Annotated in this window: 21 protein-coding genes and 1 tRNA gene; 21 read left to right on the forward strand and 1 reads right to left on the reverse strand. The window is 61.3% G+C overall.

Annotation, left to right across the window (positions count from 1 at the left end; translation table 11 throughout):
• Nucleotides 1–6: 6 nt before the first annotated feature.
• From hisS to HY067_19560, 11 genes are all read left to right on the forward strand, one after another.
• Complete coding sequence (gene hisS, locus HY067_19510; protein MBI3530140.1) at nucleotides 7–1,278, forward strand: histidine--tRNA ligase; 1,272 nt, start codon at nucleotides 7–9, stop codon at nucleotides 1,276–1,278.
• 25 nt (nucleotides 1,279–1,303) lie between these two features.
• On the forward strand, nucleotides 1,304–1,939 hold the full coding sequence (locus HY067_19515) for a tetratricopeptide repeat protein (protein MBI3530141.1): 636 nt from the start codon (nucleotides 1,304–1,306) through the stop codon (nucleotides 1,937–1,939).
• Complete coding sequence (gene bamB / locus HY067_19520) at nucleotides 1,936–3,075, forward strand: outer membrane protein assembly factor BamB (GenBank protein ID MBI3530142.1); 1,140 nt, start codon at nucleotides 1,936–1,938, stop codon at nucleotides 3,073–3,075. Before HY067_19515 ends, bamB begins: the two co-directional genes overlap by 4 nt.
• Nucleotides 3,076–3,130: 55 nt before the next feature.
• The gene (gene der, locus HY067_19525; GenBank protein ID MBI3530143.1) at nucleotides 3,131–4,465 is read left to right on the forward strand and encodes a ribosome biogenesis GTPase Der; all 1,335 of its coding nucleotides are present in this window, start codon (nucleotides 3,131–3,133) and stop codon (nucleotides 4,463–4,465) included.
• A gap of 87 nt (nucleotides 4,466–4,552) precedes the next feature.
• Nucleotides 4,553–4,792, forward strand: coding sequence for an RNA chaperone Hfq (gene hfq, locus HY067_19530; GenBank protein ID MBI3530144.1), 240 nt, complete (start codon nucleotides 4,553–4,555; stop codon nucleotides 4,790–4,792).
• A 120-nt stretch (nucleotides 4,793–4,912) separates the two neighbouring features.
• Nucleotides 4,913–6,031, forward strand: a complete 1,119-nt coding sequence (gene hflX, locus HY067_19535; protein ID MBI3530145.1) for a GTPase HflX — start codon at nucleotides 4,913–4,915, stop codon at nucleotides 6,029–6,031.
• A 54-nt stretch (nucleotides 6,032–6,085) separates the two neighbouring features.
• Entirely contained in the window at nucleotides 6,086–7,273 is a 1,188-nt protein-coding gene (gene hflK, locus HY067_19540) for an FtsH protease activity modulator HflK (protein ID MBI3530146.1), read from the forward strand.
• The gene (gene hflC / locus HY067_19545; protein ID MBI3530147.1) at nucleotides 7,270–8,148 is read left to right on the forward strand and encodes a protease modulator HflC; all 879 of its coding nucleotides are present in this window, start codon (nucleotides 7,270–7,272) and stop codon (nucleotides 8,146–8,148) included. Before hflK ends, hflC begins: the two co-directional genes overlap by 4 nt.
• A gap of 21 nt (nucleotides 8,149–8,169) precedes the next feature.
• Complete coding sequence (locus HY067_19550; GenBank protein ID MBI3530148.1) at nucleotides 8,170–8,394, forward strand: DUF2065 domain-containing protein; 225 nt, start codon at nucleotides 8,170–8,172, stop codon at nucleotides 8,392–8,394.
• 61 nt (nucleotides 8,395–8,455) lie between these two features.
• Entirely contained in the window at nucleotides 8,456–9,637 is a 1,182-nt protein-coding gene (locus HY067_19555; protein MBI3530149.1) for an ATP phosphoribosyltransferase regulatory subunit, read from the forward strand.
• A gap of 23 nt (nucleotides 9,638–9,660) precedes the next feature.
• Nucleotides 9,661–10,959, forward strand: coding sequence for an adenylosuccinate synthase (locus HY067_19560; GenBank protein ID MBI3530150.1), 1,299 nt, complete (start codon nucleotides 9,661–9,663; stop codon nucleotides 10,957–10,959).
• A gap of 53 nt (nucleotides 10,960–11,012) precedes the next feature.
• On the opposite strand, the gene HY067_19565 is transcribed toward HY067_19560, so the two are convergent.
• Nucleotides 11,013–11,099 (reverse strand) — tRNA-Leu (locus HY067_19565).
• 76 nt (nucleotides 11,100–11,175) lie between these two features.
• Between HY067_19565 and rnr the strand changes: the two genes are divergently transcribed.
• From rnr to rseP, 10 genes are all read left to right on the forward strand, one after another.
• Entirely contained in the window at nucleotides 11,176–13,404 is a 2,229-nt protein-coding gene (gene rnr, locus HY067_19570) for a ribonuclease R (protein ID MBI3530151.1), read from the forward strand.
• Nucleotides 13,401–14,144, forward strand: a complete 744-nt coding sequence (gene rlmB / locus HY067_19575; protein ID MBI3530152.1) for a 23S rRNA (guanosine(2251)-2'-O)-methyltransferase RlmB — start codon at nucleotides 13,401–13,403, stop codon at nucleotides 14,142–14,144. The genes rnr and rlmB overlap by 4 nt, the downstream gene beginning before the upstream one ends.
• Before the next feature lie 163 nt (nucleotides 14,145–14,307).
• Complete coding sequence (gene rpsB, locus HY067_19580) at nucleotides 14,308–15,054, forward strand: 30S ribosomal protein S2 (protein MBI3530153.1); 747 nt, start codon at nucleotides 14,308–14,310, stop codon at nucleotides 15,052–15,054.
• 125 nt (nucleotides 15,055–15,179) lie between these two features.
• Nucleotides 15,180–16,064, forward strand: coding sequence for an elongation factor Ts (locus HY067_19585; protein MBI3530154.1), 885 nt, complete (start codon nucleotides 15,180–15,182; stop codon nucleotides 16,062–16,064).
• 22 nt (nucleotides 16,065–16,086) lie between these two features.
• Nucleotides 16,087–16,800 (forward strand): UMP kinase, encoded by a 714-nt coding sequence (locus tag HY067_19590; protein ID MBI3530155.1) that lies wholly within the window; start codon nucleotides 16,087–16,089, stop codon nucleotides 16,798–16,800.
• A gap of 23 nt (nucleotides 16,801–16,823) precedes the next feature.
• On the forward strand, nucleotides 16,824–17,384 hold the full coding sequence (gene frr / locus HY067_19595; protein MBI3530156.1) for a ribosome recycling factor: 561 nt from the start codon (nucleotides 16,824–16,826) through the stop codon (nucleotides 17,382–17,384).
• Nucleotides 17,381–18,184, forward strand: a complete 804-nt coding sequence (gene uppS / locus HY067_19600) for a di-trans,poly-cis-decaprenylcistransferase (protein MBI3530157.1) — start codon at nucleotides 17,381–17,383, stop codon at nucleotides 18,182–18,184. Before frr ends, uppS begins: the two co-directional genes overlap by 4 nt.
• 34 nt (nucleotides 18,185–18,218) lie before the next feature.
• The gene (locus HY067_19605; protein MBI3530158.1) at nucleotides 18,219–19,040 is read left to right on the forward strand and encodes a phosphatidate cytidylyltransferase; all 822 of its coding nucleotides are present in this window, start codon (nucleotides 18,219–18,221) and stop codon (nucleotides 19,038–19,040) included.
• A gap of 2 nt (nucleotides 19,041–19,042) precedes the next feature.
• The gene (locus HY067_19610; GenBank protein ID MBI3530159.1) at nucleotides 19,043–20,230 is read left to right on the forward strand and encodes a 1-deoxy-D-xylulose-5-phosphate reductoisomerase; all 1,188 of its coding nucleotides are present in this window, start codon (nucleotides 19,043–19,045) and stop codon (nucleotides 20,228–20,230) included.
• Between the two features lie 2 nt (nucleotides 20,231–20,232).
• Nucleotides 20,233–21,597 (forward strand): RIP metalloprotease RseP, encoded by a 1,365-nt coding sequence (rseP, locus tag HY067_19615; protein ID MBI3530160.1) that lies wholly within the window; start codon nucleotides 20,233–20,235, stop codon nucleotides 21,595–21,597.
• Nucleotides 21,598–21,599 lie beyond the last annotated feature (2 nt).

Raw genomic sequence — 21,599 nt, forward strand, 5'->3', positions numbered from 1 at the left:
AGTTTCATGACGCAAACGATTCAGGCGGTCCGCGGGATGAACGACGTCCTGCCGGGCCAGGCTCCACTGTGGGAGTTTTTCGAGGACACGGTGCGTGGCTGGCTGGCGCAGTACGGCTACCGCAACATGCGCATGCCGATTCTGGAAAAGACCGAACTGTTCGTGCGTTCCATCGGCGAAGTCACCGATATCGTCGAGAAGGAGATGTATACCTTCGTCGATCAGCTCAATGGCGAGAGCCTGACGCTGCGGCCGGAAGGGACGGCCTCCTGCGTGCGCGCGATGATCGAGCACAATCTCCTTTACAACGGCGCGCAACGAGTGTTTTACATCGGTCCGATGTTCCGCCATGAGCGGCCGCAGAAAGGCCGATATCGGCAGTTTCACCAGGTCGGCGTCGAGGCGCTCGGTTTTTCCGGTCCGGACGTGGATGTGGAGCACATGGTCATGAGCGCAAGCCTGTGGAAGCGGCTGGGCCTCGACGGCCTGCGACTCGAGATCAACACGCTCGGGAACGCCCCTTCACGCAGCCGTCATCGCACGCGGCTCATTGCCTATCTTGAGAAGCATTCCACTGGGCTCGACGAAGACGCCCGGCGGCGGATGCATAGCAATCCGCTGCGTGTCCTGGACAGCAAGAATCCGGCGATGCGGGACGTCATTGCGGCCGCACCGAAGCTCGCAGACGATCTCGATGAGGATTCGTGCCGGTATTTCGAAGAACTGCAGGGCCTGCTGAAAAATGCCGGGATCGGATTCGCGATCAACGATCGTCTGGTGCGCGGTCTGGACTATTACAATGACGTCGTTTATGAATGGACCACCACCAGGCTTGGCGCACAGGGCACGGTGTGCGCCGGCGGGCGTTACGACGGCCTGATCGAGCAGATCGGTGGCAAGCCTGCGCCGGCCTGCGGTTTTGCAATGGGCATCGAACGATTGCTTGCGCTGCTGGGCGAAGCGCAGGTTTCAGTGCCAGCCCGCGCCGCGGACGCCTACCTGGTCCATAGCGGCGAATCGGCGACCCGCTTTGCCTGGAATGTCGCGGAGTCGTTGCGCGAACACGGACTTTCGGTCGTGCTTCACTGCGGCGGCGGCAGCTTCAAATCGCAAATGAAGCGGGCCGACGCCAGCGGCGCGCGCTTCGCGGTGATCATCGGCGATGAGGAGGCCGGCAGAAGGGTCGTTTCGCTCAAGCCGATGCGCGAAGCGGGCGAACAAGTGCAGGTCGACGCGGAACAAGCCGCGGCAATGATCCTCAAATCAAACAATCCTTGACTCACTCACTACAGAAGATTCCGACATGGCTTTCGATCTCGAAGAACAGGAACAGATAGCCGAACTGAAACAGTTCTGGAAGCAATACGGCGCGCTGATCGTCACGCTGGCCGTGGCTGCTCTCGTGGCGTTCGCCGGCATGCAGGGCTGGCGTTATTACAAACACAGTCAATCCGAAAAGGCGTCCTCGCTTTTCACCAAGTTCGGGGAAGCCGTGCGCAAGAATGACGTCAAGGAAATCCGCACGCTCGGCAAGCAGATGATCGAAGGGTTCGGCTCCACCGCCTACGGTCCGACTGCGGCCTTGCTGCTGGCCAAGACCAATTACGAAAACGGCGACCCGTCCGGTGCGGCCGAGCAACTGCAGTGGGCGATCGACAAAGCCAAGGACGAGGAAACCGCTGAACTGGCGCGGCTGCGCCTGGCAAGCATCCGGCTCGACGAGAAAAAATACGACGAGGCGCTCAAGCTGCTGGAAACCAAACACAGTGCGGCAATGGAAACTTTGTATGCGGATTTGCGCGGCGATGTCATGGTCGCACTGGGGAAAAGTGCGGAGGCGCGCGCCGCTTACAAGACCGCAATCGAGAAAAGTTTGCCCAACAGCAGTTACCGCAACGTCGTGCAGATCAAACTCGATGCCTTGGGAGGCGACAAGTGACCGGAGCGTCAGTGCCGCTGCGTCTGGTAGTGACGTTGCTGCTGGGCGTTGCGCTCGGTGGCTGCGGCAGCAAGGGTCCCCAGCCCGTCAAGCTGGTGGACTTCAAACCTTCGGCGAGGCCGGTTGTCGCATGGCGGGTCAACGTCGGCGACGCCGGCCGGTATGTCTTTACGCCGGCGATAGTTGGCAACAGCGTGTTCGCGGCGAGCAATCGCGGCGACCTGGTGCGGCTGAATGCCGCGAACGGCAAGACCTTGTGGCGGCTCGACGCCAGGGCACCGCTGTCGGGTGGGGTGGGCGTAGGCGAAAACATGGTGCTGGTCGGAACGTCGAAGGGTTCGGTGCTCGCCTACGATCTCGAGGGCAAGCCGTTGTGGCAGTCGAGGGTGTCGAGCGAAGTGCTCAGCGCACCGCAGGCCGCCGGCGAATTCGTTGTCGTGCGCAGCGGTGACAGCCGCATCTTCGGCCTGGATGCCCGGGACGGTTCGCGCCGCTGGGAGTACCAGACCACGCCGCCTCCGCTGACATTGCGGGCCAACCCGGGCGTGATCATCGTCGAGGGTTTCGTGATTGCCGGCATGCCGGCGGGAAAACTCGTGGTCCTGAATATTGCGAATGGGGGGCTGGTCTGGGAAACCGTGGTGGCGGCGCCAAAAGGCGACAACGAACTCGAGCGCATCACCGATATTGCGGGTCCGCCGCTGGTGGAGGCGGGCAGGGTGTGCGCCGCGACCTTCCAGGGGCGGGTTGCGTGCTACGAAACGCAGAAGGGTGGCCAGTTGTGGGCACGACCGGCATCCAGTGTTGGCAGTCTGGCGGCCGACGACCTGAGTGTGTATCTGTCGGAAGACAATGGCTCGGTGGTCGCGCTCGACAGGAACAGCGGCGCCAGCGCGTGGAAACAGGACAAGCTTTCCTACCGTAACCTGAGTGCGCCGCTGGCAACCAGGGACTACGTCGTGGTTGGCGACTTCGAAGGCCAGGTGCACTTTCTGAAGTTCGAGGACGGATCGTTCGTTGCGCGCATCGCAACCGACGGCGGTGGCATCGCGGCTGCGCCCAGGCTGATCGGGGATGACAAGGTGCTGGTGCAGACTCGCAGGGGCGGCGTCTACGCAATTGCCATCAAGAAATAGGGCCGGCGTGCGCCAGCCCTCTGCCGGAAGCCCTCAGTCCTCCTTAAAATTCCCGTTGAAGCCCACCATCGTCCTGGTCGGCCGGCCGAATGTCGGCAAGTCGACCCTCTTCAACCGCATGACGCGCACGCGCCAGGCGCTGGTAGCCGATATTCCCGGCCTGACCCGTGATCGTCATTACGGGCATGGCAAAAGCGGTGCGAGGTCCTTTCTGGTTGTGGATACCGGGGGCTTCGAACCGGTGGCCAAAGGCGGCATCTACAAGGAGATGGCGCGCCAGACGCGCCAGGCCGTGGATGAAGCCGATGCCGTGCTGCTGCTGGTCGATGCGCGTCAGGGCCTGACCTCTCTCGACAGGCAGATTGCCGTTGAATTGCGCAAGACCGCCCGCAGGCTATGGCTGGTGGTCAACAAGGCGGAAGGCTTGGCGCATGAAACTGCCGCTACGGAGTTCCACGAACTCGGGCTCGGCGAACCGTTGACTGTGTCGGCATCGCACGGCGAAGGCGTGCACGAATTGGTGGATGTCGTTCTGGAAGAATTTCCCGTCGATGACGACGAGCCGGAACTGGAAGACCAACAGCCGAAGATAGCGATTGTCGGCCGCCCGAATGTCGGCAAGTCGACCCTGGTCAATACCCTGCTCGGCGAGGAAAGGGTTATCGCCTTCGACCAGCCCGGCACCACCCGGGACAGCATCTACATCGACTTTGAGCGCAACGGCCGCGCGTACACGCTGATCGATACGGCCGGCGTGCGCCGCCGCGGGCGCGTGGAAGACGTTGCGGAGAAGTTTTCGGTGGTCAAGACGCTGCAGGCCATCGACGATTGCAATGTCGTGGTGCTGGTTCTCGACGTGACGCAGGACGTATCCGACCAGGATGCGCACCTGGCGGGTTTCATTCTCGAGGCCGGTCGTGCCCTGGTGGTGGCCATAAACAAATGGGATGCCGCCGATGAAGAGTCGCGCGAAAAAGCCAAGCGCGACTACGACCGCAAGCTCAACTTCCTGGATTTTGCGCCGGTGCATTACATTTCAGCGCGCAACGGCGTTGGCGTCCCGGCGCTGCTCGGTTCGGCGAATGCGGCCTATGCCGCTGCCATGGCCAAGCTGTCAACGCCCAAACTCACGCGCGTATTGCTCGCTGCAGTGCAAAAGCAGTCGCCGCCGCGCGCCGGCGTATCCCGCCCCAAACTGCGCTATGCCCATCAGGGTGGCATGAATCCGCCGCTGATCCTGATTCACGGCAACGCCTTGAATCATGTGCCGGACAGTTACCGCCGCTACCTCGAACGTGCATTCATGGCCGCTTTCGATTTGCGCGGCACTCCCGTAAAAGTGTCTTTCAAACAGGGCCGGAATCCCTTCGCGGGCCGCAGGAAGGGTTGATTTCCACGCGGTTTTTCCACCGGATGGTATTGCACCCTAAAATCCAGTACAGTAAACCCGGGTCGAGAAATAGAATAAGGAGCAGCCATGAGCGCGAAAGGCCAGTTGTTGCAAGACCCATTTCTGAATGCGTTGCGCAAAGAGCATGTGCCGGTGTCCATCTATCTGGTCAATGGCATCAAGTTACAGGGACAGATCGAATCGTTCGACCAGTACGTTGTCTTGCTGAAGAACACCGTGACACAGATGGTCTACAAGCATGCGATTTCCACTGTCGTGCCAGCGCGTCCGGTGAACTTGTCTTTGGAGCACGGGTCCGAAGATTGAGTGTTGGTCAATCCCGTTTCATCCGCTTTGCCGTCCCCGTCCTTGCAGTCATCCCGACCCGCGGGATGCGGGGCGTGAGTTTGCACGCCGTCAGGCCGGTTCCGACCGCCGATCCTTCCGATGTTTGATCGCCCAAGCGGCGGCGACCGCGCCGTCCTTGTCAATCTCGATTTCGGTAATGTGGATTTCGCCGAGTCGCAGGAGGAAATCCGCCGGCTTGCCGAAAGCGCGGGTGTCGAACCGCTCGCGATCATCAAAGGAAAACGGCAGAGGCCCGACGCGGCCACCTTTGCCGGTTCCGGCAAAGTCGATGAGATCGCCGAAGCGGTGCAATCTGGCGGCGCATCGCTGGTGTTGTTCAATCACGATCTGTCACCCGCGCAGCAGCGCAATCTCGAGAAGCGCTTCAAGTGCCGGGTTGTCGACCGCAGCAGCCTGATCCTGGATATCTTCGCGCAGCGCGCGCGTTCGCACGAAGGCAAGCTGCAGGTCGAACTGGCCCAACTCGAGCACCTGGCAACGCGGCTGGTCCGCGGCTGGACCCACCTGGAACGCCAGAAAGGCGGCATCGGCCTGCGCGGCCCCGGTGAAACCCAGCTGGAAACGGATCGCCAGTTGTTGCGCAAGCGGGTCAAGGTCCTCAAGGACAAGCTTGCCACTGTGCTTCGTCAGCGGCAGACCCAGCGACGCGCGCGCCAGCGCGGTCAGGGCCTGTCGGTCTCGCTCGTCGGCTATACCAACGCCGGCAAGTCCACGCTGTTCAATCGGCTTACGCACAGCGAAACCTATGCAGCGGACCAGTTGTTCGCGACGCTGGATACGACTTCACGGCGCATCAGCGGAGCCGGCGGCGCATCAATCATCTTGTCGGATACGGTCGGTTTCATCCGTGATCTCCCGCATACTCTGGTGGCGGCATTCAGCGCGACTCTGGAAGAGACCGTGCGTGCCGATTTGCTGCTGCACGTGGTGGATGCGGCAAGTCCGGCGCGTGATGACCAGATCGCGGAAGTGAACAAGGTGCTCGTCGAAATCGGTGCCGATTTCGTGCCCCAGGTGATGGTGTTCAACAAGATAGACGCGACCGGCTTGCAACCCGGGGTCGAGCGCGATCAGTATGGTAAAATCGCGACAGTTCGCGTTAGCGCGAAAACCGGTGCCGGCATCGAATTTTTGCGCTCCATGCTGGCTGAATTGCTCGAAGGGCAGGGCAACGCCATAGGGGTTGCCGCAGCCTGAATCCGAAGGTCCTTAGTCAGGGCCGGCCTCCTGTCAAATTGAAAGCAAGCACGAATGGCATTGAATGATCCGCAGTGGGGAAAGCGCGGCAACGATGGCCCCCCCGACCTCGACGAATTGTGGCGTCGTTTGAATCAGCGGTTGAACTCCTTGTTCGGCGGCAAGGGCGGGGGCGGCGCGCCGTCACCGGGCCCGACCGGGCGCCAGTTCGGCGGCGGTTTCGGACTGTTGGTCATCCTCATTCTGGTGGTATGGCTGGCGAGCGGCTTTTATATCGTCGATGCCAGCCAGCGCGGCGTGGTGCTGCGCTTCGGAAAGTTCGACGCAATCACGGAGTCGGGCCCGCGCTGGCATCTGCCGTGGCCGATCGAATCCGCTGAAGTCGTCAACGTGACGGGCGTTCGTACCATTGAAATCGGTTACCGCAACAACGTCAAAAGCAAAGTGCAGAACGAATCGCTGATGATCACAGACGACGAGAACATCATCGACATCCAGTTCGCGGTGCAGTACATCCTCAAGGATCCCAAGGACTACCTGTTCAACAATCGCGATGCCGACAAGTCGGTGATGCAAGCTTCCGAGTCGGCCATCCGCGAGGTGGTGGGCAAAAACAAGATGGATTTCCTGCTTTCCGGCGGCAAGGAAAAGATCGTCGAGACGGTGCAGATCCTGCTGCAGAAAATCCTCGACCGCTACAAAACCGGTATCACAGTCACGCGGGTGACCATGCAGGACGCGCAGGCGCCCGAGGAAGTCCAGGCTGCGTTCGCCGACGCGGTAAAGGCCGGCCAGGATCGCGAACGGCAGATCAACGAAGGCCAGTCGTATTTCAACGATGTCGTGCCGAAAGCCAAGGGCACGTCGGCGCGGCTTCTTCAGGAGGGAGAAGGGTATCGGCAGAGCGTGATCGCCAACGCCGAGGGCGAGGCATCGCGTTTCAGCCAGATCGTCACGGAATACAGCAAGGCGCCGGTGGTGACCCGTCAGCGTCTTTACCTGGACGCAATGCAGCAGGTGCTTGCCAACTCCAGCAAGGTCGTGGTCGACCAGAAAAGCGGCGGCAATCTGCTTTATCTGCCGCTCGACAAACTTATGCAGATGAGCAGCAGTGCCAATCCGCCGGTTGATGCGGGCGCGAAGCAGGCGCCTATGGAGGCGGTCGTGCCGACACCGGCACCGACGGAATCTTCGCCGCGCTCGCGCGATGCCTTCCGCAGTCGCGACAGGGAGGCACGATGAAAGTCAACGTCAGCACCGTGCTGATTGCCATCGTGGTCGCGCTGGTCGTGGCCAGCTTGAGTCTGTTCACCGTCGACCAGCGCCAGAATGCCATCGTGTTCCGATTGGGCGAAATCGTTTCCGTAAAAACTGTGCCGGGACTGTTTTTCAAAATGCCGCTGGTCGACAACGTACGCTATTTCGACGCCCGCATTCTTACGCTCGATGCCGAAGAAGCGCAGAAGTTTGTCACGTCCGAGAACAAGCCGGTCCTGGTGGATTCGTTCGTAAAATGGCGCATCATCGACGTAAGGCAGTACTACGTCAGCGTGCAGGGTGACGAGGGCCTCGCACGCGTGCGGCTGACCCAGGCCGTCAATGGCAGCCTGCGCGAAGAGTTCGGCAAGCGCACGATCCATGATGTCGTCTCGGGCGAGCGCGAACAGATCATGGACCTGATGCGCGAGCGGGCGGACCAGATCGCGCGCGAGATCGGCGTCCAGGTCCTTGACGTGCGTCTGAAGAGGGTCGATTTCACACCCGAGGTCAGCGAATCCGTATATGGCAGGATGCAGGCCGAGCGCAAGCGCGTGGCCAACGAGCTGCGTTCTACCGGCTTTGCGGAGGCGGAGAAAATCCGCGCCGACGCCGACAAGCAGCGCCAGGTCGTGATCGCCCAGGCCTACCGCGATGCCCAGCGTCTGAAGGGCGATGGTGACGCCAAGGCTTCCGCGATCTACGCGCGAGCCTTTGAGCGCAATCCCGAGTTCTACGCGTTCTATCGGAGTCTGGAGGCTTATCGGCAAAGCTTCAAGAACAAGGGAGACCTGCTGATACTCGAGCCGAATTCGGAATTCTTCAAGTACCTGAAGAACCCGGCGGGACGCGCAAAATAATCAACGGCGGTAGTGGGCGGAATGCCGCTTGCGCGCGGTGGGAAGAGGACGATGGAAGCTTATACGAATACCCTTATGATGGCCGTTGCACTGATGCTGGTCATCGAGGGCCTGCTTCCCTTCCTGCTTCCGACGGTATGGCGCGATGCCTTCCGCCGGCTGACCGAAATGTCCGACGGCCAGATCCGGTTCGTGGGCCTGTCCTCGATGCTGGCCGGACTGCTGCTGCTTTTCCTGACGAAATAGCCCAACATGGCCTTTTGAACCGTAGCGTTGCATACGGGTCGGTTCTCCGTGTCGAATGATCATGCAGAAATGGCTGCTTCCTGAGTACATCGAAGATCTCCTGCCCGGCGAAGCGGCGAGAGTGGAATTGTTACGCCGTCGCATCCTCGACCTGTTTTTTGCGCACGGCTATGAACTGGTCGTTCCGCCGATGCTGGAATATCTCGATTCGCTGCTGACCGGCACGGGACACGACCTGGATCTGAGAACCTTCAAGCTGGTGGACCAGTTGTCCGGGCGATTGCTCGGATTGCGCGCGGATATGACGCCGCAAGTGGCGCGCATCGACGCGCATTTGCTCAACCGTCAGGGTGTCACCCGATTGTGCTATGCGGGAACGGTGCTGCATACGCAGCCTTCCGGGCTGCTGCGTACCCGCGAGCCGATGCAGATCGGTGCCGAGATCTATGGTCACGCCGGGCTGGAGAGCGACATCGAAATTCAGACGCTGATGTTGCGTGCGCTTCAGGCCACGGGGGTGAATGGCGTCCACCTCGATATCGGCCATGTGTCCGTGTTTCGCGCGCTGATTACCCGGGCCGGCGCGAGTGCGCAGCAGGAAGCGGAACTGTTTCAGGTACTGCAGGCCAAGGACGTTCCGGCATTGCGTGAACTGTCGAACGGGCTCGATGCGGCGACGCGCGAGGCGTTGATGTTGTTGCCGGAACTCTACGGGGGATCTGAGGTGCTGACCACGGCGCGCAAGCGCCTGCCGCAGTATCCGGAGTTGATCGCCTGTCTCGATGCGCTCGCGCAAATCGGCGGGCAATTGAACGGTGATGTGAAGGAACTGTGCTTCGATCTCGCGGAGCTACGCGGATATCATTATCACAGCGGCGTGGTGTTCGCCGCTTATGCCGGCAACCGGCCGGAAGCGATCGCGCGCGGCGGACGTTATGATGAAGTCGGCCGTGCGTTCGGGCGCGCCCGTCCGGCAACCGGATTCACGATGGATTTGCGCGAACTCGCCGAGATGGCGAACGAAGAGGCCGGGCCGCTGCGCGTACTCGCGCCCTACCAGCCGGCCGATGCCGCCCTGCAGGCCGAGGTGGCAAGGTTGCGCGCAGACGGTGCGATCGTCGTGTCGGACCTGCCGGGGCACGAGGCGAACCGCGCGGAACTCAACTGCTCGCAGCGACTGGTCGCCAAGGGTGGTGCCTGGAAGCTGGAGCCGTTCGCTTCAGACCAACGAAACCGGAAGTAAACGAAACACAACCAGAGGTCTTGATGGCAAGCAACGTCGTAGTCATCGGCACCCAGTGGGGTGACGAAGGCAAAGGCAAGGTGGTCGACTGGCTGACCGATCACGCGCAGGGTGTGGTGCGTTTTCAGGGTGGTCACAATGCGGGTCACACGCTGGTCATCGCCGGGCGCAAGCAGATCCTGCGGTTGATTCCGTCCGGTATCCTGCGCGAAGGCGTCAGTTGCTACATCGGCAACGGCGTGGTGTTGTCGCCGACTGCGCTGCTGCAGGAGATCGCCGAACTGGAGTCGGTCGGCGTCAACGTGCGCTCGCGACTCAAGATCAGCGACGCCTGTCCGCTCATTCTCGCGTATCACGTGGCGATCGATCAGGCCCGCGAGACGGCGAAGGGTATAGGAAGGATCGGCACGACCGGCCGTGGCATCGGGCCGGCGTACGAGGACAAGGTTGCGCGTCGCGCGATCCGACTGCAGGACCTGTTCGTTCCCGGCAGATTCGAAGAAAAGCTGCACGAAGTGCTCGACTTTCACAACTTCGTGCTGGAGCATTACCTGAAGGCAAAGCCGGTCGATTTTCAGAAGACGCACGACGAAACCCTTGCGTTGCGCGAGCAGCTTGCGCCGATGATTGCCGATGTGCCGCGTGCACTTTACGACGCGCATCGCGCAGGCAAGAATCTGTTGTTCGAAGGCGCGCAGGGAACGCTGCTCGACATCGATCATGGAACTTATCCATTCGTGACTTCGAGCAATTGCGTCGCAGGTGCGGCAGCGGCGGGTGCCGGCGTCGGGCCGCAGATGCTGCATTACGTGCTCGGCATTACCAAGGCTTATACCACGCGCGTCGGCTCGGGACCGTTTCCGACTGAACTGGACGACGATATCGGCGAGCAACTGCGCACGCGCGGGAAAGAATTCGGTTCGGTGACCGGGCGGCCACGACGCTGCGGCTGGTTTGATGCCGCAGCGCTCAAACGGTCGGTTCAGATCAACGGTGTGTCCGGCTTGTGCATCACCAAGCTCGACGTGCTAGATGGCGTGGAGGCGCTGCAAGTCGGTGTCGGTTACAACCTCAGCGGTGAACGAATCGACATTCTTCCGTCCGGCGCCGACGCTTCGGCCGGTTGCGAACCGATTTACGAGGAAATTCCGGGATGGACGCAGAGCACCGTTGGGATCACGCGTTACGAGGATTTGCCGGCGAATGCGCGTAATTACCTCAAACGCATCGAGCAGGCCGGTGGTGTGCCGGTGGACATGATCTCGACCGGCCCCGATCGTAACGAAACCATCGTCCTGCGCCATCCGTTCGAGCGGGGGTAGTCAAGTGCGCAGGCGAGGAACGTTGCGGGAAGAATTGCGGGGAAATGTCGATCTGGTGCCGAGAAGAGGACTCGAACCTCCACAGTGTTGCCACCGCCAGGACCTGAACCTGGTGCGTCTACCAATTCCGCCATCTCGGCACGAGAGGGCGCAAAATGTAATGGGAAAGCGCTGCTTTGTCAACGAAGCGGCGCTTGCCTCCAACCGATTGTCGGAATGAAAACCACAAAGAAAAATTCCAAGTCCGCCAGCGGCAAGACAGCTGCCCGCGGGCGCGCCACGGACATCCGCGCGCGCGATCCTTTTCTCGAGCGCGAACAATCGCGTTACGAGCATCCGCTGCCCAGCCGCGAACATATTCTCGATATCCTGCTCGAACAGGGTGTTCCGGTCTCGGTGGACAAGATGGCGCAACTGCTTTCCATCGCGCCGCATGAAGCCGATCCGTTCGAGCGCCGTCTGGGTGCGATGGAGCGCGACGGCCAGATCATGCGCAATCGCAAGAATGCAATTTGCGTGGTCGACAAGCTCGATCTGGTGAAGGGCAGGGTGCAGGGCCATCCGGATGGCTTCGGTTTCCTGGTGCGCGACGGTGAGGGCGAGGACTTGTTCCTGCATCCCGGTGAGATGGCCAAGGTGCTGCACGGCGATCGCGTGGTCGCCCGGGAAGGCGGCATCAATGCACGCGGTCGGCGCGAGGGGCATATTGTCGAAGTACTCGAGCGCGCCAACGTGAAAGTAGTCGGCCGCTTCCTGAACGAGCACGGCATCGGCGTCGTGGCGCCGGAGGATCGCCGCATCAGCCAGGACATTCTGATTCCGGCAGGCGCAAACGGCGGCGCGAAACCCGGCCAGGTCGTAATCGCCGAAATCATCGAGCAACCGCAGCGCCACGCGCAACCGGTCGGACGTATCGTCGAGGTGCTCGGCAACTACGCCGATCCGGGAATGGAAATCGAGATCGCGCTGAGAAAGCATGATCTGCCCCACGAATTTTCCGCGGAGGTCGAAAAAGCGGCGGCGAAGTTTCCGGCCGTGGTTACCGAAAAAGACCTCAAGGGACGCGAAGATCTGCGCAACCTGCCGCTGGTGACGATCGACGGCGAAACCGCAAAGGACTTCGACGACGCGGTTTACTGCGAGCGCCGCGGCAAGGGATTCAAGCTCTGGGTGGCCATTGCCGACGTCAGCCATTATGTGCAGCACGGCGACGTCATCGACCTGGAGGGGCGGGAGCGCGGCAATTCGGTGTATTTTCCCCGTCGCGTGATCCCGATGCTGCCGGAGGTGCTGTCGAACGGCTTGTGTTCGCTGATGCCGAAGGTCGACCGTCTGTGCGTGGTGTGCGAAATGGATGTCTCGGCGCGAGGTGATATTGCCGTTTACCGCTTCTATCCGGCGGTGATGCATTCGCGCGCGAGGCTGACGTATACCAGGGTCGCGCAGGTAATCGAAGATCCGCAGGGCGAGACTGCGCGCGAACTCAAAGACCTGGTGCCTCATCTTCAGACGCTGCACGCGCTCTATCAAGGTCTGGTCAAGGCCCGGGCATTGCGCGGCGCGATCGACTTCGAGACGGTCGAGACGCAGATGTTTTTCGACGACGAGGGCAAGATCGAGCGCATCGTCCCCACCCAGCGCAACGATGCCCATCGCCTCATCGAGGAATGCATGCTGGCGGCCAATGTGTGCGCTTCGGATTTCCTGTCGAGCCACGATCATTCCGCGCTGTATCGCGTGCACGAGGGGCCGACGCCGGAGAAGCTCGCCGCGCTGCGCGAGTTTTTGCGCGAATTCGGTCTGCAACTGACCGGCGGCGATAACCCTCAGGCCAAGGACTACGCGCGCCTGCTGGAAAAAATCAAGACGCGCCCGGATGTCCAACTTTTGCAGACGGTGATGCTGCGTTCGCTGCGGCAGGCGGTATACAGCCCGGACAACGTCGGTCATTTCGGCCTGGCCTACGAGGCCTATACGCACTTTACGTCTCCGATCCGGCGCTATCCGGATCTGCTCATCCATCGTTCGATCAAGGCGGTCCTTGCGGGCAAGCGCTACGAACCCGGCAACTGGCAGGAACTGGGTATTCATTGCTCGGAAACCGAGCGCCGTGCCGACGAAGCCACCCGCGATGTCGAAGCTTGGCTCAAGTGCTACTACATGCAGGACCGCATCGGCGAGCGCTTCACGGCCACCGTCAGTGGTGTGACCAGCTTCGGTGTATTTGTGGCGCTCCACGAGGTTTATGTGGAAGGCTTGGTGCATATCTCCGAACTGGGCCCCGACTATTTCCACTTCGACGCTGCCAAGCATCAGCTGCTAGGCGAACGCACCGGAAAACGTTTCCGGCTTGGGGATCGCATTCCGGTAAAACTCGTGAGAGTCGATCTCGAAACGGCCAAAATCGATTTCGTGCTCGATGAGGCTGCGAAAGACTCGCGATGAATGGCAGGCGGGTCGTCTATGGGTTGCACGCGGTGACGGCTGCATTGAAGCGGAGGCCGGAGGCGGTAATCGAAGTGTTGCTGGATGCCAGGCGCCGCGACCCCCGCGCGCGCCGCCTCGCGGATCTGGCCAAGGCGGCAGGCGTGCGGCTTCTGGAGGTCGATACCGAGCGGCTGGAGGGATTCGCCAAAGGCGGCCGGCACCAAGGCGTTGCGGCCTTCGTCGAGGAGGTGGCGCTCGCCGCTTCGCTGAACGAAGTGCTGGACAATCTTGGCGAGCCGGCTTTTCTGCTGGTGCTCGATGGGGTACAAGACCCGCACAACCTGGGTGCCTGCCTCAGGGTAGCTGACGCCATGGGCGTGCACGCGATTGTCGCGCCCAAGGACCGCGCTACCGGCTTGAACGCCACCGTCCACAAAGTTGCCTCGGGCGCAGCGGAAACCGTGCCTTTCATTCCTGTTACGAATCTCGCGCGAACGCTAAGGGAATTGAAAGATAAGGGAATTTGGGTAGTCGGTACGGGCGAAGGCGGGACCTTGTTCGACGCGAAACTTTCCGGCGCGCTGGCACTGGTCGTGGGGGCCGAAGGCGAGGGCCTGCGCCGGCTGACCCGCGAAACTTGCGACGAATTGATCTCGATCCCCATGCTCGGCCAGGTGGAAAGCCTGAACGTCTCGGTGGCGGCCGGCATCTGTCTGTACGAGGCCCGCCGTCAGCGGCATAGATCCGCAGGCCGTTAAGCCATTGACCATGCGTGAAAATGGTTGAGGCGACCGGGGTGCCGCTGATATAATTTTCAGTTAACCCCGGTCATTCCGAATCGGGGTAATACACACGCCAGCCAAGTATGGGTGCCCGCACAGGGTCCGGCAGGCGGAGGCTTAACCCTTACAGGAGAAATTCATGTCGGTCACCATGCGTCAAATGCTCGAAGCGGGCGTCCATTTCGGACACCAAACCCGTTACTGGAATCCGAAGATGGCGCCTTTCATTTTCGGTCATCGCAACAAGATCCACATCATCAACCTCGAGAAGACCCTGGTCATGTACCAGGAAGCGGTGAAATTCGTCCGTCAGCTTTCCTCGAACAAAGGCAGCATCCTGTTCGTCGGCACCAAGCGCCAGGCGCGTGAAATCATCCGCGAAGAGGCGGTGCGCGCCAGCACGCCGTTCGTCGATCATCGCTGGCTCGGCGGCATGCTCACCAACTTCAAGACCGTGAAGCTTTCGATCAAGCGTTTGCGCGACATGGAACTGATGGTGCAGGACGGCTCACTGGAGAAACTGTCGAAGAAGGAGCAACTCACCTTCCAGCGCGAATTGGTGAAACTCGATCGCAGCCTGGGCGGCATCAAGGAAATGAACGGACTGCCGGACGCGCTGTTCGTCATCGACGTCGGCTATCAGAAAGGCGCGATTACCGAAGCCAACAAGCTGGGCATTCCGGTGGTGGGGGTGGTGGATACCAACCATTCTCCGGATGGCGTTGACTATGTCATTCCCGGCAACGACGATGCCAGCCGCGCAGTGCGGCTGTACGCACGCGGGATCGCGGATGCGATCCTCGATGGACGCAGCCAGACCATCAAGGAAATTGTCAGCGACGAATTCGTGGAAGTCGACAGCACGGAAGAACAGGCCACGGCCTGAACGGCGCAGTTGCCAAAAAAAAGGGGGCGCACGCCCCTTTTTTTTGCAACTGGATTTTTCTAACTGGAACTCTGGACGAACGCAGCCAATCGAAAGAGCGGACGCGACTCAAGGAGCAGGCAAGAATGGCGGACATTACCGCGGGCATGGTCAAGGAACTTCGCGAGCGCACCGGGCTCGGCATGATGGAATGCAAGAAGGCGCTGGAAGAAGCGGCCGGCGACATGAAGAAGGCCGAGGACTTGCTGCGCATCAAGAGCGGTGCAAAGGCGGGCAAGATGGCGGGGCGCGTCGCTGCGGAGGGTGCGATCGGCGTCTACGTTTCCGGTGACGGTAAACTCGGCGCGTTGGTCGAAATCAACTGCGAAACCGACTTCGTCGCCAAGGATGCGAATTTCGCCGGGTTCGTGAAGTCGGTTGCCGAACTGGCGGCGTCCAGGGGCATCACGGACGTCGATACGTTCGCCAGGGCCGAGCTGTCCCCGGGCCAGACCGTCGAGGCAACACGCCAGGCGCTGGTCATGAAGCTTGGCGAAAACATGAGCGTGCGCCGCATTGCGGTTCACAAGGCCAAAGGCAAGCTCGCGTACTACCTGCATGGCACCAGGATCGGCGTAATGCTGGACCTGGAAGGCGGCGACGACGTGCTCGGCAAGGACTTGTCGATGCACATCGCAGCCTCCAAGCCGATTTCCGTTTCGAGGGATCAAATCTCCGCGGACCTGATTTCACGTGAGCGCGGCATCGCCAAGGCGCGCGCGCTGGAATCCGGCAAGCCAGCCAACATCATCGACAAGATCGTCGAGGGCAGCGTGCAGAAATATCTCGCCGAAGTCACGCTGCTCGGCCAGCCTTTCGTCAAGGACGACAAGGTCACGGTCGAAAAGCTGCTGGCGTCCAGGGGCGCGAAGGTAAATGCGTTCACGCTGTTCATCGTAGGAGAAGGCATCGAGAAGAAGTCGAGCGATTTTGCCGCCGAAGTGGCGGCGCAGGCCGCCCAGGCGCACTGAACGGGACCTGGCCGCGGATGAAATGAAACCCGCCTATAAACGCGTCCTGCTCAAGCTGTCGGGGGAAGCCCTGATGGGGGACGATGCTTATGGTATCAACCGCGAGACCATCGATCGCATCACCGCCGAAGTAAAGGAGATACTGAACCTCGGCGTCGAGGTCGGCGTGGTCATCGGCGGCGGCAACATCTTTCGCGGTGTTGCGCCGGCGGCAGCGGGAATGGATCGCGCGACCGCGGATTACATGGGCATGCTTGCCACGGTGATGAACGCTTTAGCGCTGCAGGACGCGATGCGGCGGCAGGGACTCAAGAGTCGCGTGCTATCGGCGCTCAATATCGAGCAGGTCGCGGAACCCTACATCCGCGGCAAGGCGATGCGCTATCTCGAGGAAGGGCGGGTGGTGATTTTTGCCGCCGGCACCGGCAATCCGTTTTTTACCACCGACACTGCTGCGGCGCTGCGCGGCATGGAAATGAATGTGGACATCGTGTTGAAGGCGACCAAGGTGGACGGTGTCTATACCGACGACCCCAAGACGCATCCGGACGCGATGCGTTACCAGCGCATCAGTTTCGATGAGGCGATCGTGAAGAAGCTCAAGGTGATGGATGCCACCGCACTGACACTGTGCCGCGACCAGAAACTGCCGATCTGCGTGTTCAGCATATTCAAGGTTGGTGCGTTGACGAGGGTGGTGCTGGGCGAGGACGAAGGCACACTGGTCTACGCCTGAGAAGCCGTTAGGAGGAAGACGACATGACCATTGCAGACGTGAAGAAGTCGGCCGACCAGAAGATGCACAAGACGCTGGAGACGCTGAAGGTCGACCTGGGCAAGGTTCGCACCGGCCGGGCGCACACCGGCATTCTCGATCATGTCCAGGTCGATTATTACGGCAACGCCACGCCGTTGAATCAGGTCGCAAACCTGTCCCTGCTCGATGCCCGCACCATCAGTGTCACGCCATGGGAAAAGAAAATGGTTCCGGCGATCGAGAAGGCAATCCGCGATTCCGGCTTGGGATTGAACCCCGCGTCGATGGGCGAGGTGATCCGGGTGCCGATGCCGGCACTGACCGAGGAACGCCGCCGCGATCTGACGAAAGTGGTGAGGGGCGAAGCCGAGAACGCACGGATCGCGGTGCGCAACGTGCGGCGTGATGCAAATACCGGATTGAAGGAACTGCTCAAGAGCAAGGCGATTTCGGAAGACGACGATCGTCGTGCGCAGGACGAGATCCAGAAACTCACCGATCGCAATATCGCCGAGATCGACAAGGCCCTTGCAGCCAAGGAAGCCGATCTGATGGCCGTCTGACATCCCGCGTGTTCAACAGTTCCACCATCACGGTTCCTCCGGTCGGCGCAGTTCCGCGCCATGTCGCCATCATCATGGACGGCAACGGACGCTGGGCGAAAAGCCGTTTTCTGCCGCGGGTGGCGGGGCACAGGCGTGGGCTCGAAGCGGTGCGCGCGGTGACCAGGGCCTGCGTGACGCAGGGCGTGCGGTATCTGACGCTGTTCGCGTTCAGCAGCGAGAACTGGCGGCGCCCGAAGGACGAGGTTTCGTTCCTGATGGAACTGTTCGTGATCGCGCTCGAGCAGGAGGTTGCCAAGTTGCACGAAAATCGCATCAGGTTGAAAGTGGTCGGCGACCTGTCGAGCTTCGAGCCGAGGCTGAACAGGATGATTGCCGAAGCCGAGACGCTCACGGCGGCCAACGACCAGCTTACGCTGACGATCGCCGCGAATTATGGCGGCCGCTGGGACATTCTGCAGGCTGTCAACCGCATGACAGGTGATCTGACCCAGCCGCCGGGAGGCTATCGCGAAGCGCATCTCAGTCCGTATCTTGCGATGAACTATGCGCCCGAGCCGGATCTTTTCATCCGCACCGGCGGCGAGCAGCGCATCAGCAATTTCCTCCTCTGGCAGCTCGCCTACACCGAGTTCTATTTCACCGACGAACTCTGGCCCGACTTCAATGCGCAATCGCTTGGTCGCGCGATTGATTCCTATCGAAACCGGGAGCGCCGCTTCGGTCGCACCAGCGAGCAGCTCGCCGGTGAACCCGTGCCGGTCGATCCGCTGCGTGAGTCCGGTGGGGATTCCCGCTAACCCGGCGGCGGCAGGCGCCGGCGCCGCCCGATCCGTGCTCAAACTGCGCGTACTGACCGCCATGGTGCTGGTGCCGCTGCTGCTGGCCTGCACGTTCCTGCTGCCCGGTACCGGCTGGCAGCTGTTGACCTGCTTCCCGATTGCGCTGGCGGCAGGCGAATGGGCGCGTCTTGCCGGATACCAGCGCACCACTCGCATTGTATTCATCGGCATCATCCTGGCGAGCTGCCTCGCATTTGTGGCGGCATTTTCGAGCGCAAGGTTTTCGGGCGGCGCCAGTGGACTGTCAAGCCTGCTGTTCGTGGTGGCGCTGATGTTCTGGACGATCGCGGTGCCGCTCTGGCTGTATCGCGGACGGCGCGTGACGCAACCGCTGATTCTCGGCACGGTCGGCTGGATCGTTCTGGTTCCGGCGTGGCTCGCCGCTGCTTTTCTGCAAAGGTCGCCTTGGTTGCTGCTGGCAATGTTGCTGGTGGTCTGGATCGCCGATACCGCCGCTTATTTTGCCGGCCGCAGTTTCGGTCGCCGCAAGCTGGCACCGCAGATCAGTCCCGGCAAAACCTGGGAAGGTGTCATTGGTGCATTCGCTGCCGTGCTGATATATGGATTTGTCGCGAGCTTCGTACTGCAGCCGTCCGCGAATGTCTTTGATCGTCTCGTTACGATTATTTTTATCGCCGCGATGACAGTGATCAGCATTGTCGGGGATCTGTTCGAGTCGTGGATCAAACGCGGAGTCGGTGCGAAGGACAGCGGCAGCCTGCTGCCCGGCCACGGCGGTATCCTCGACCGAATCGACAGCCTCACGGCGGCGTTGCCGTTCGCCGCGCTCTACTATCTGCCGGCGCTCGGTTGAACATGAAGCGGCTTGCCATCCTCGGATCCACCGGCAGCATCGGCGCCAACACGCTCGCCGTGGTGGATCGCCATTCCGATCGTTTCGAAGTCGTCGCGTTATCGGCGGATCGGCAGGTCGATCGGTTATTCGAGCAATGCCGCCGGTATCGACCGCGGTTTGCCGCGATGGCGGACGCGGCGGCGGCCGGGCAATTGCGGCTGAAGGTTCGCGAATCGGGATTGGACTGCGAAGTGCTGTCCGGTGCGCAGGCGCTCGAACAAATCGCCGCCGCTCCCGAAGTGGATGCGGTGATGGCTGCGATCGTCGGGTCCGCCGGATTGCGCTCGACGCTGGCAGCGGCTCATGCCGGCAAGCAACTGTTGCTCGCCAACAAGGAAGCGCTGGTCATGGCTGGCGGCCTGCTGATGGATGCGGTGGCGGCCAGCGGCGCGATGCTGCTCCCGATCGACAGCGAGCACAATGCGATTTTCCAGGCCTTGCCGCGCGACTTCGACGGCAGCTTCCCGCGCGCGGGCGTCAAACGATTGTGGCTGACCGCGTCGGGCGGGCCGTTCCTGCGCACGGCGCGCGAGTTGCTCGACAAGGTTACGCCGGAGCAGGCCTGCGCCCACCCGAAGTGGATCATGGGCCGCAAAATTTCGGTCGACTCGGCGACGCTGATGAACAAGGGTCTGGAAGTCATCGAGGCGAGTTTCCTGTTCAAGGCGAACCCGTCGCAGATCGAGGTGGTCATACATCCGCAAAGTATCGTCCATTCGCTCGTGGAATACGTCGACGGGTCCGTGCTGGCGCAACTCGGCAATCCCGACATGCGCACGCCGATCGCTCATGCGCTGGCCTATCCCGAGCGCATCGATCCCGGTGTGCAATCTCTGGACCTGTGCGCGATCGGTTCGCTGCAATTCGAGCGGCCGGACCTCGACCGCTTCCCCTGCCTGCGGCTCGCCTACCGCGCGCTCGAGGTGGGCGGCAACGCGCCGATCGTATTGAATGCAGCCAATGAAGTCGCAGTAGCCGGTTTTCTGTCCGGCCGCTTGGGCTTTGCCCGTATTTCGGGCGTCGTGGAAGAGGTGCTTGCGCGCATCACGGCCAGCCGCGTGCGCACACTCGAAGACGTGCTGGCAGCCGATGCGCAGGCGCGCGCGGAAACCGAGCAACTACTGGGCGCCGTAGCGGTGTACCGATGACCATGTCCATTTTCTCGACTCTGATCGCATTCGTAGTCGCACTCGGTGTGCTGATCGTGTTCCACGAACTGGGCCATTATCTCGTCGCACGCCTGTGCGGCGTGAAGGTACTGCGCTTTTCGGTTGGCTTCGGTCTGCCGTTGTGGCGCCGCAAGTTCGGCGCCGATCAGACGGAGTGGGCGGTTTCGGCCTTCCCGCTGGGTGGCTACGTCAAGATGCTCGACGAACGGGAAGGGCCGGTCGCACCCGAGGAGCGCCATCGTGCATTCAACCGGCAAACCGTGGTGAAGCGTTTCGCCATCGTGCTTGCCGGACCGGTGGCCAATTTCCTGCTCGCCATCCTGCTTTACGGGATGTTGTTCATGCACGGAGTTCCCGGCATCCGCCCGGTCGTCGGCGTACCGGTTCCGGGCACACCGGCGGCGAACGCCCAGATCGCAGCGGGCGAGTTGATCGCGAGCATCGATGGCGCCGAAGTGGCCACCTGGCAGGATCTCAGGTGGGCGCTGCTGGAACATTCGCTGCAAAAGGCTACCGTCCAACTGGAAATGCATACCGAACACGGCGACATTCAATTCCGGCGGCTCGATCTGTCGTCGATCGGACCGGAAAAGATCGACGTCGACCTGCTGCAGGCGATCGGATTGACACGTTTCCAGCCGCCGCTCAAACCGGTGATCGGACGCCTTATCGCAGGCGGTGCCGGTGAACGCGATGGTCTCAAGGAGGGGGACGAAGTTCTCGAGATCGACGGACGTGCCATCGCCACGTGGGAGGAACTCGTTGCGTCGATCACTCGCGCGCCGGGACACTCGCTCCGGTTCAAAGTGATGCGCGCCGGGGCGACGCACCAGTTCGCAGTAACGCCGGAAGCGAAGCAGGAGGGCGGCAAGGCGCTGGGACGCATCGGTGCTGCCCCGAAAATCGATGAGGCGTCGGTCAAACGATTGATCACGGAAGTGCGCTATGGGCCGCTCGAATCCGTCGCAAAAGCCGTCGAACGGACCTGGGACGTGTCGACATTCACGCTCAAGATGCTCGGCAGGATGATTGTTGGCGACATATCGCTGAAAAATCTGAGCGGCCCGATCACCATTGCCGACTATGCGGGGCAATCCGCCCAGCTCGGCTGGCTGGCCTACGTGAGTTTCCTTGCGCTGATCAGCATCAGCCTGGGCGTGCTGAACCTGATGCCCGTGCCGTTATTGGACGGCGGACACCTCATGTATTATGTCGCCGAAATCGTCAAGGGCAGCCCGGTATCCGACCGGGTGATGGAAGTGGGCCAACAGGTCGGCATGGTTCTGCTGTTCGGCTTGATGGCGTTCGCCCTCTATAACGATATAAACCGCCTGTTCGGTGGCTGATT

The sequence above is a fragment of the Betaproteobacteria bacterium genome (assembly GCA_016194905.1).
Taxonomy (GTDB): domain Bacteria; phylum Pseudomonadota; class Gammaproteobacteria; order Burkholderiales; family JACQAP01; genus JACQAP01.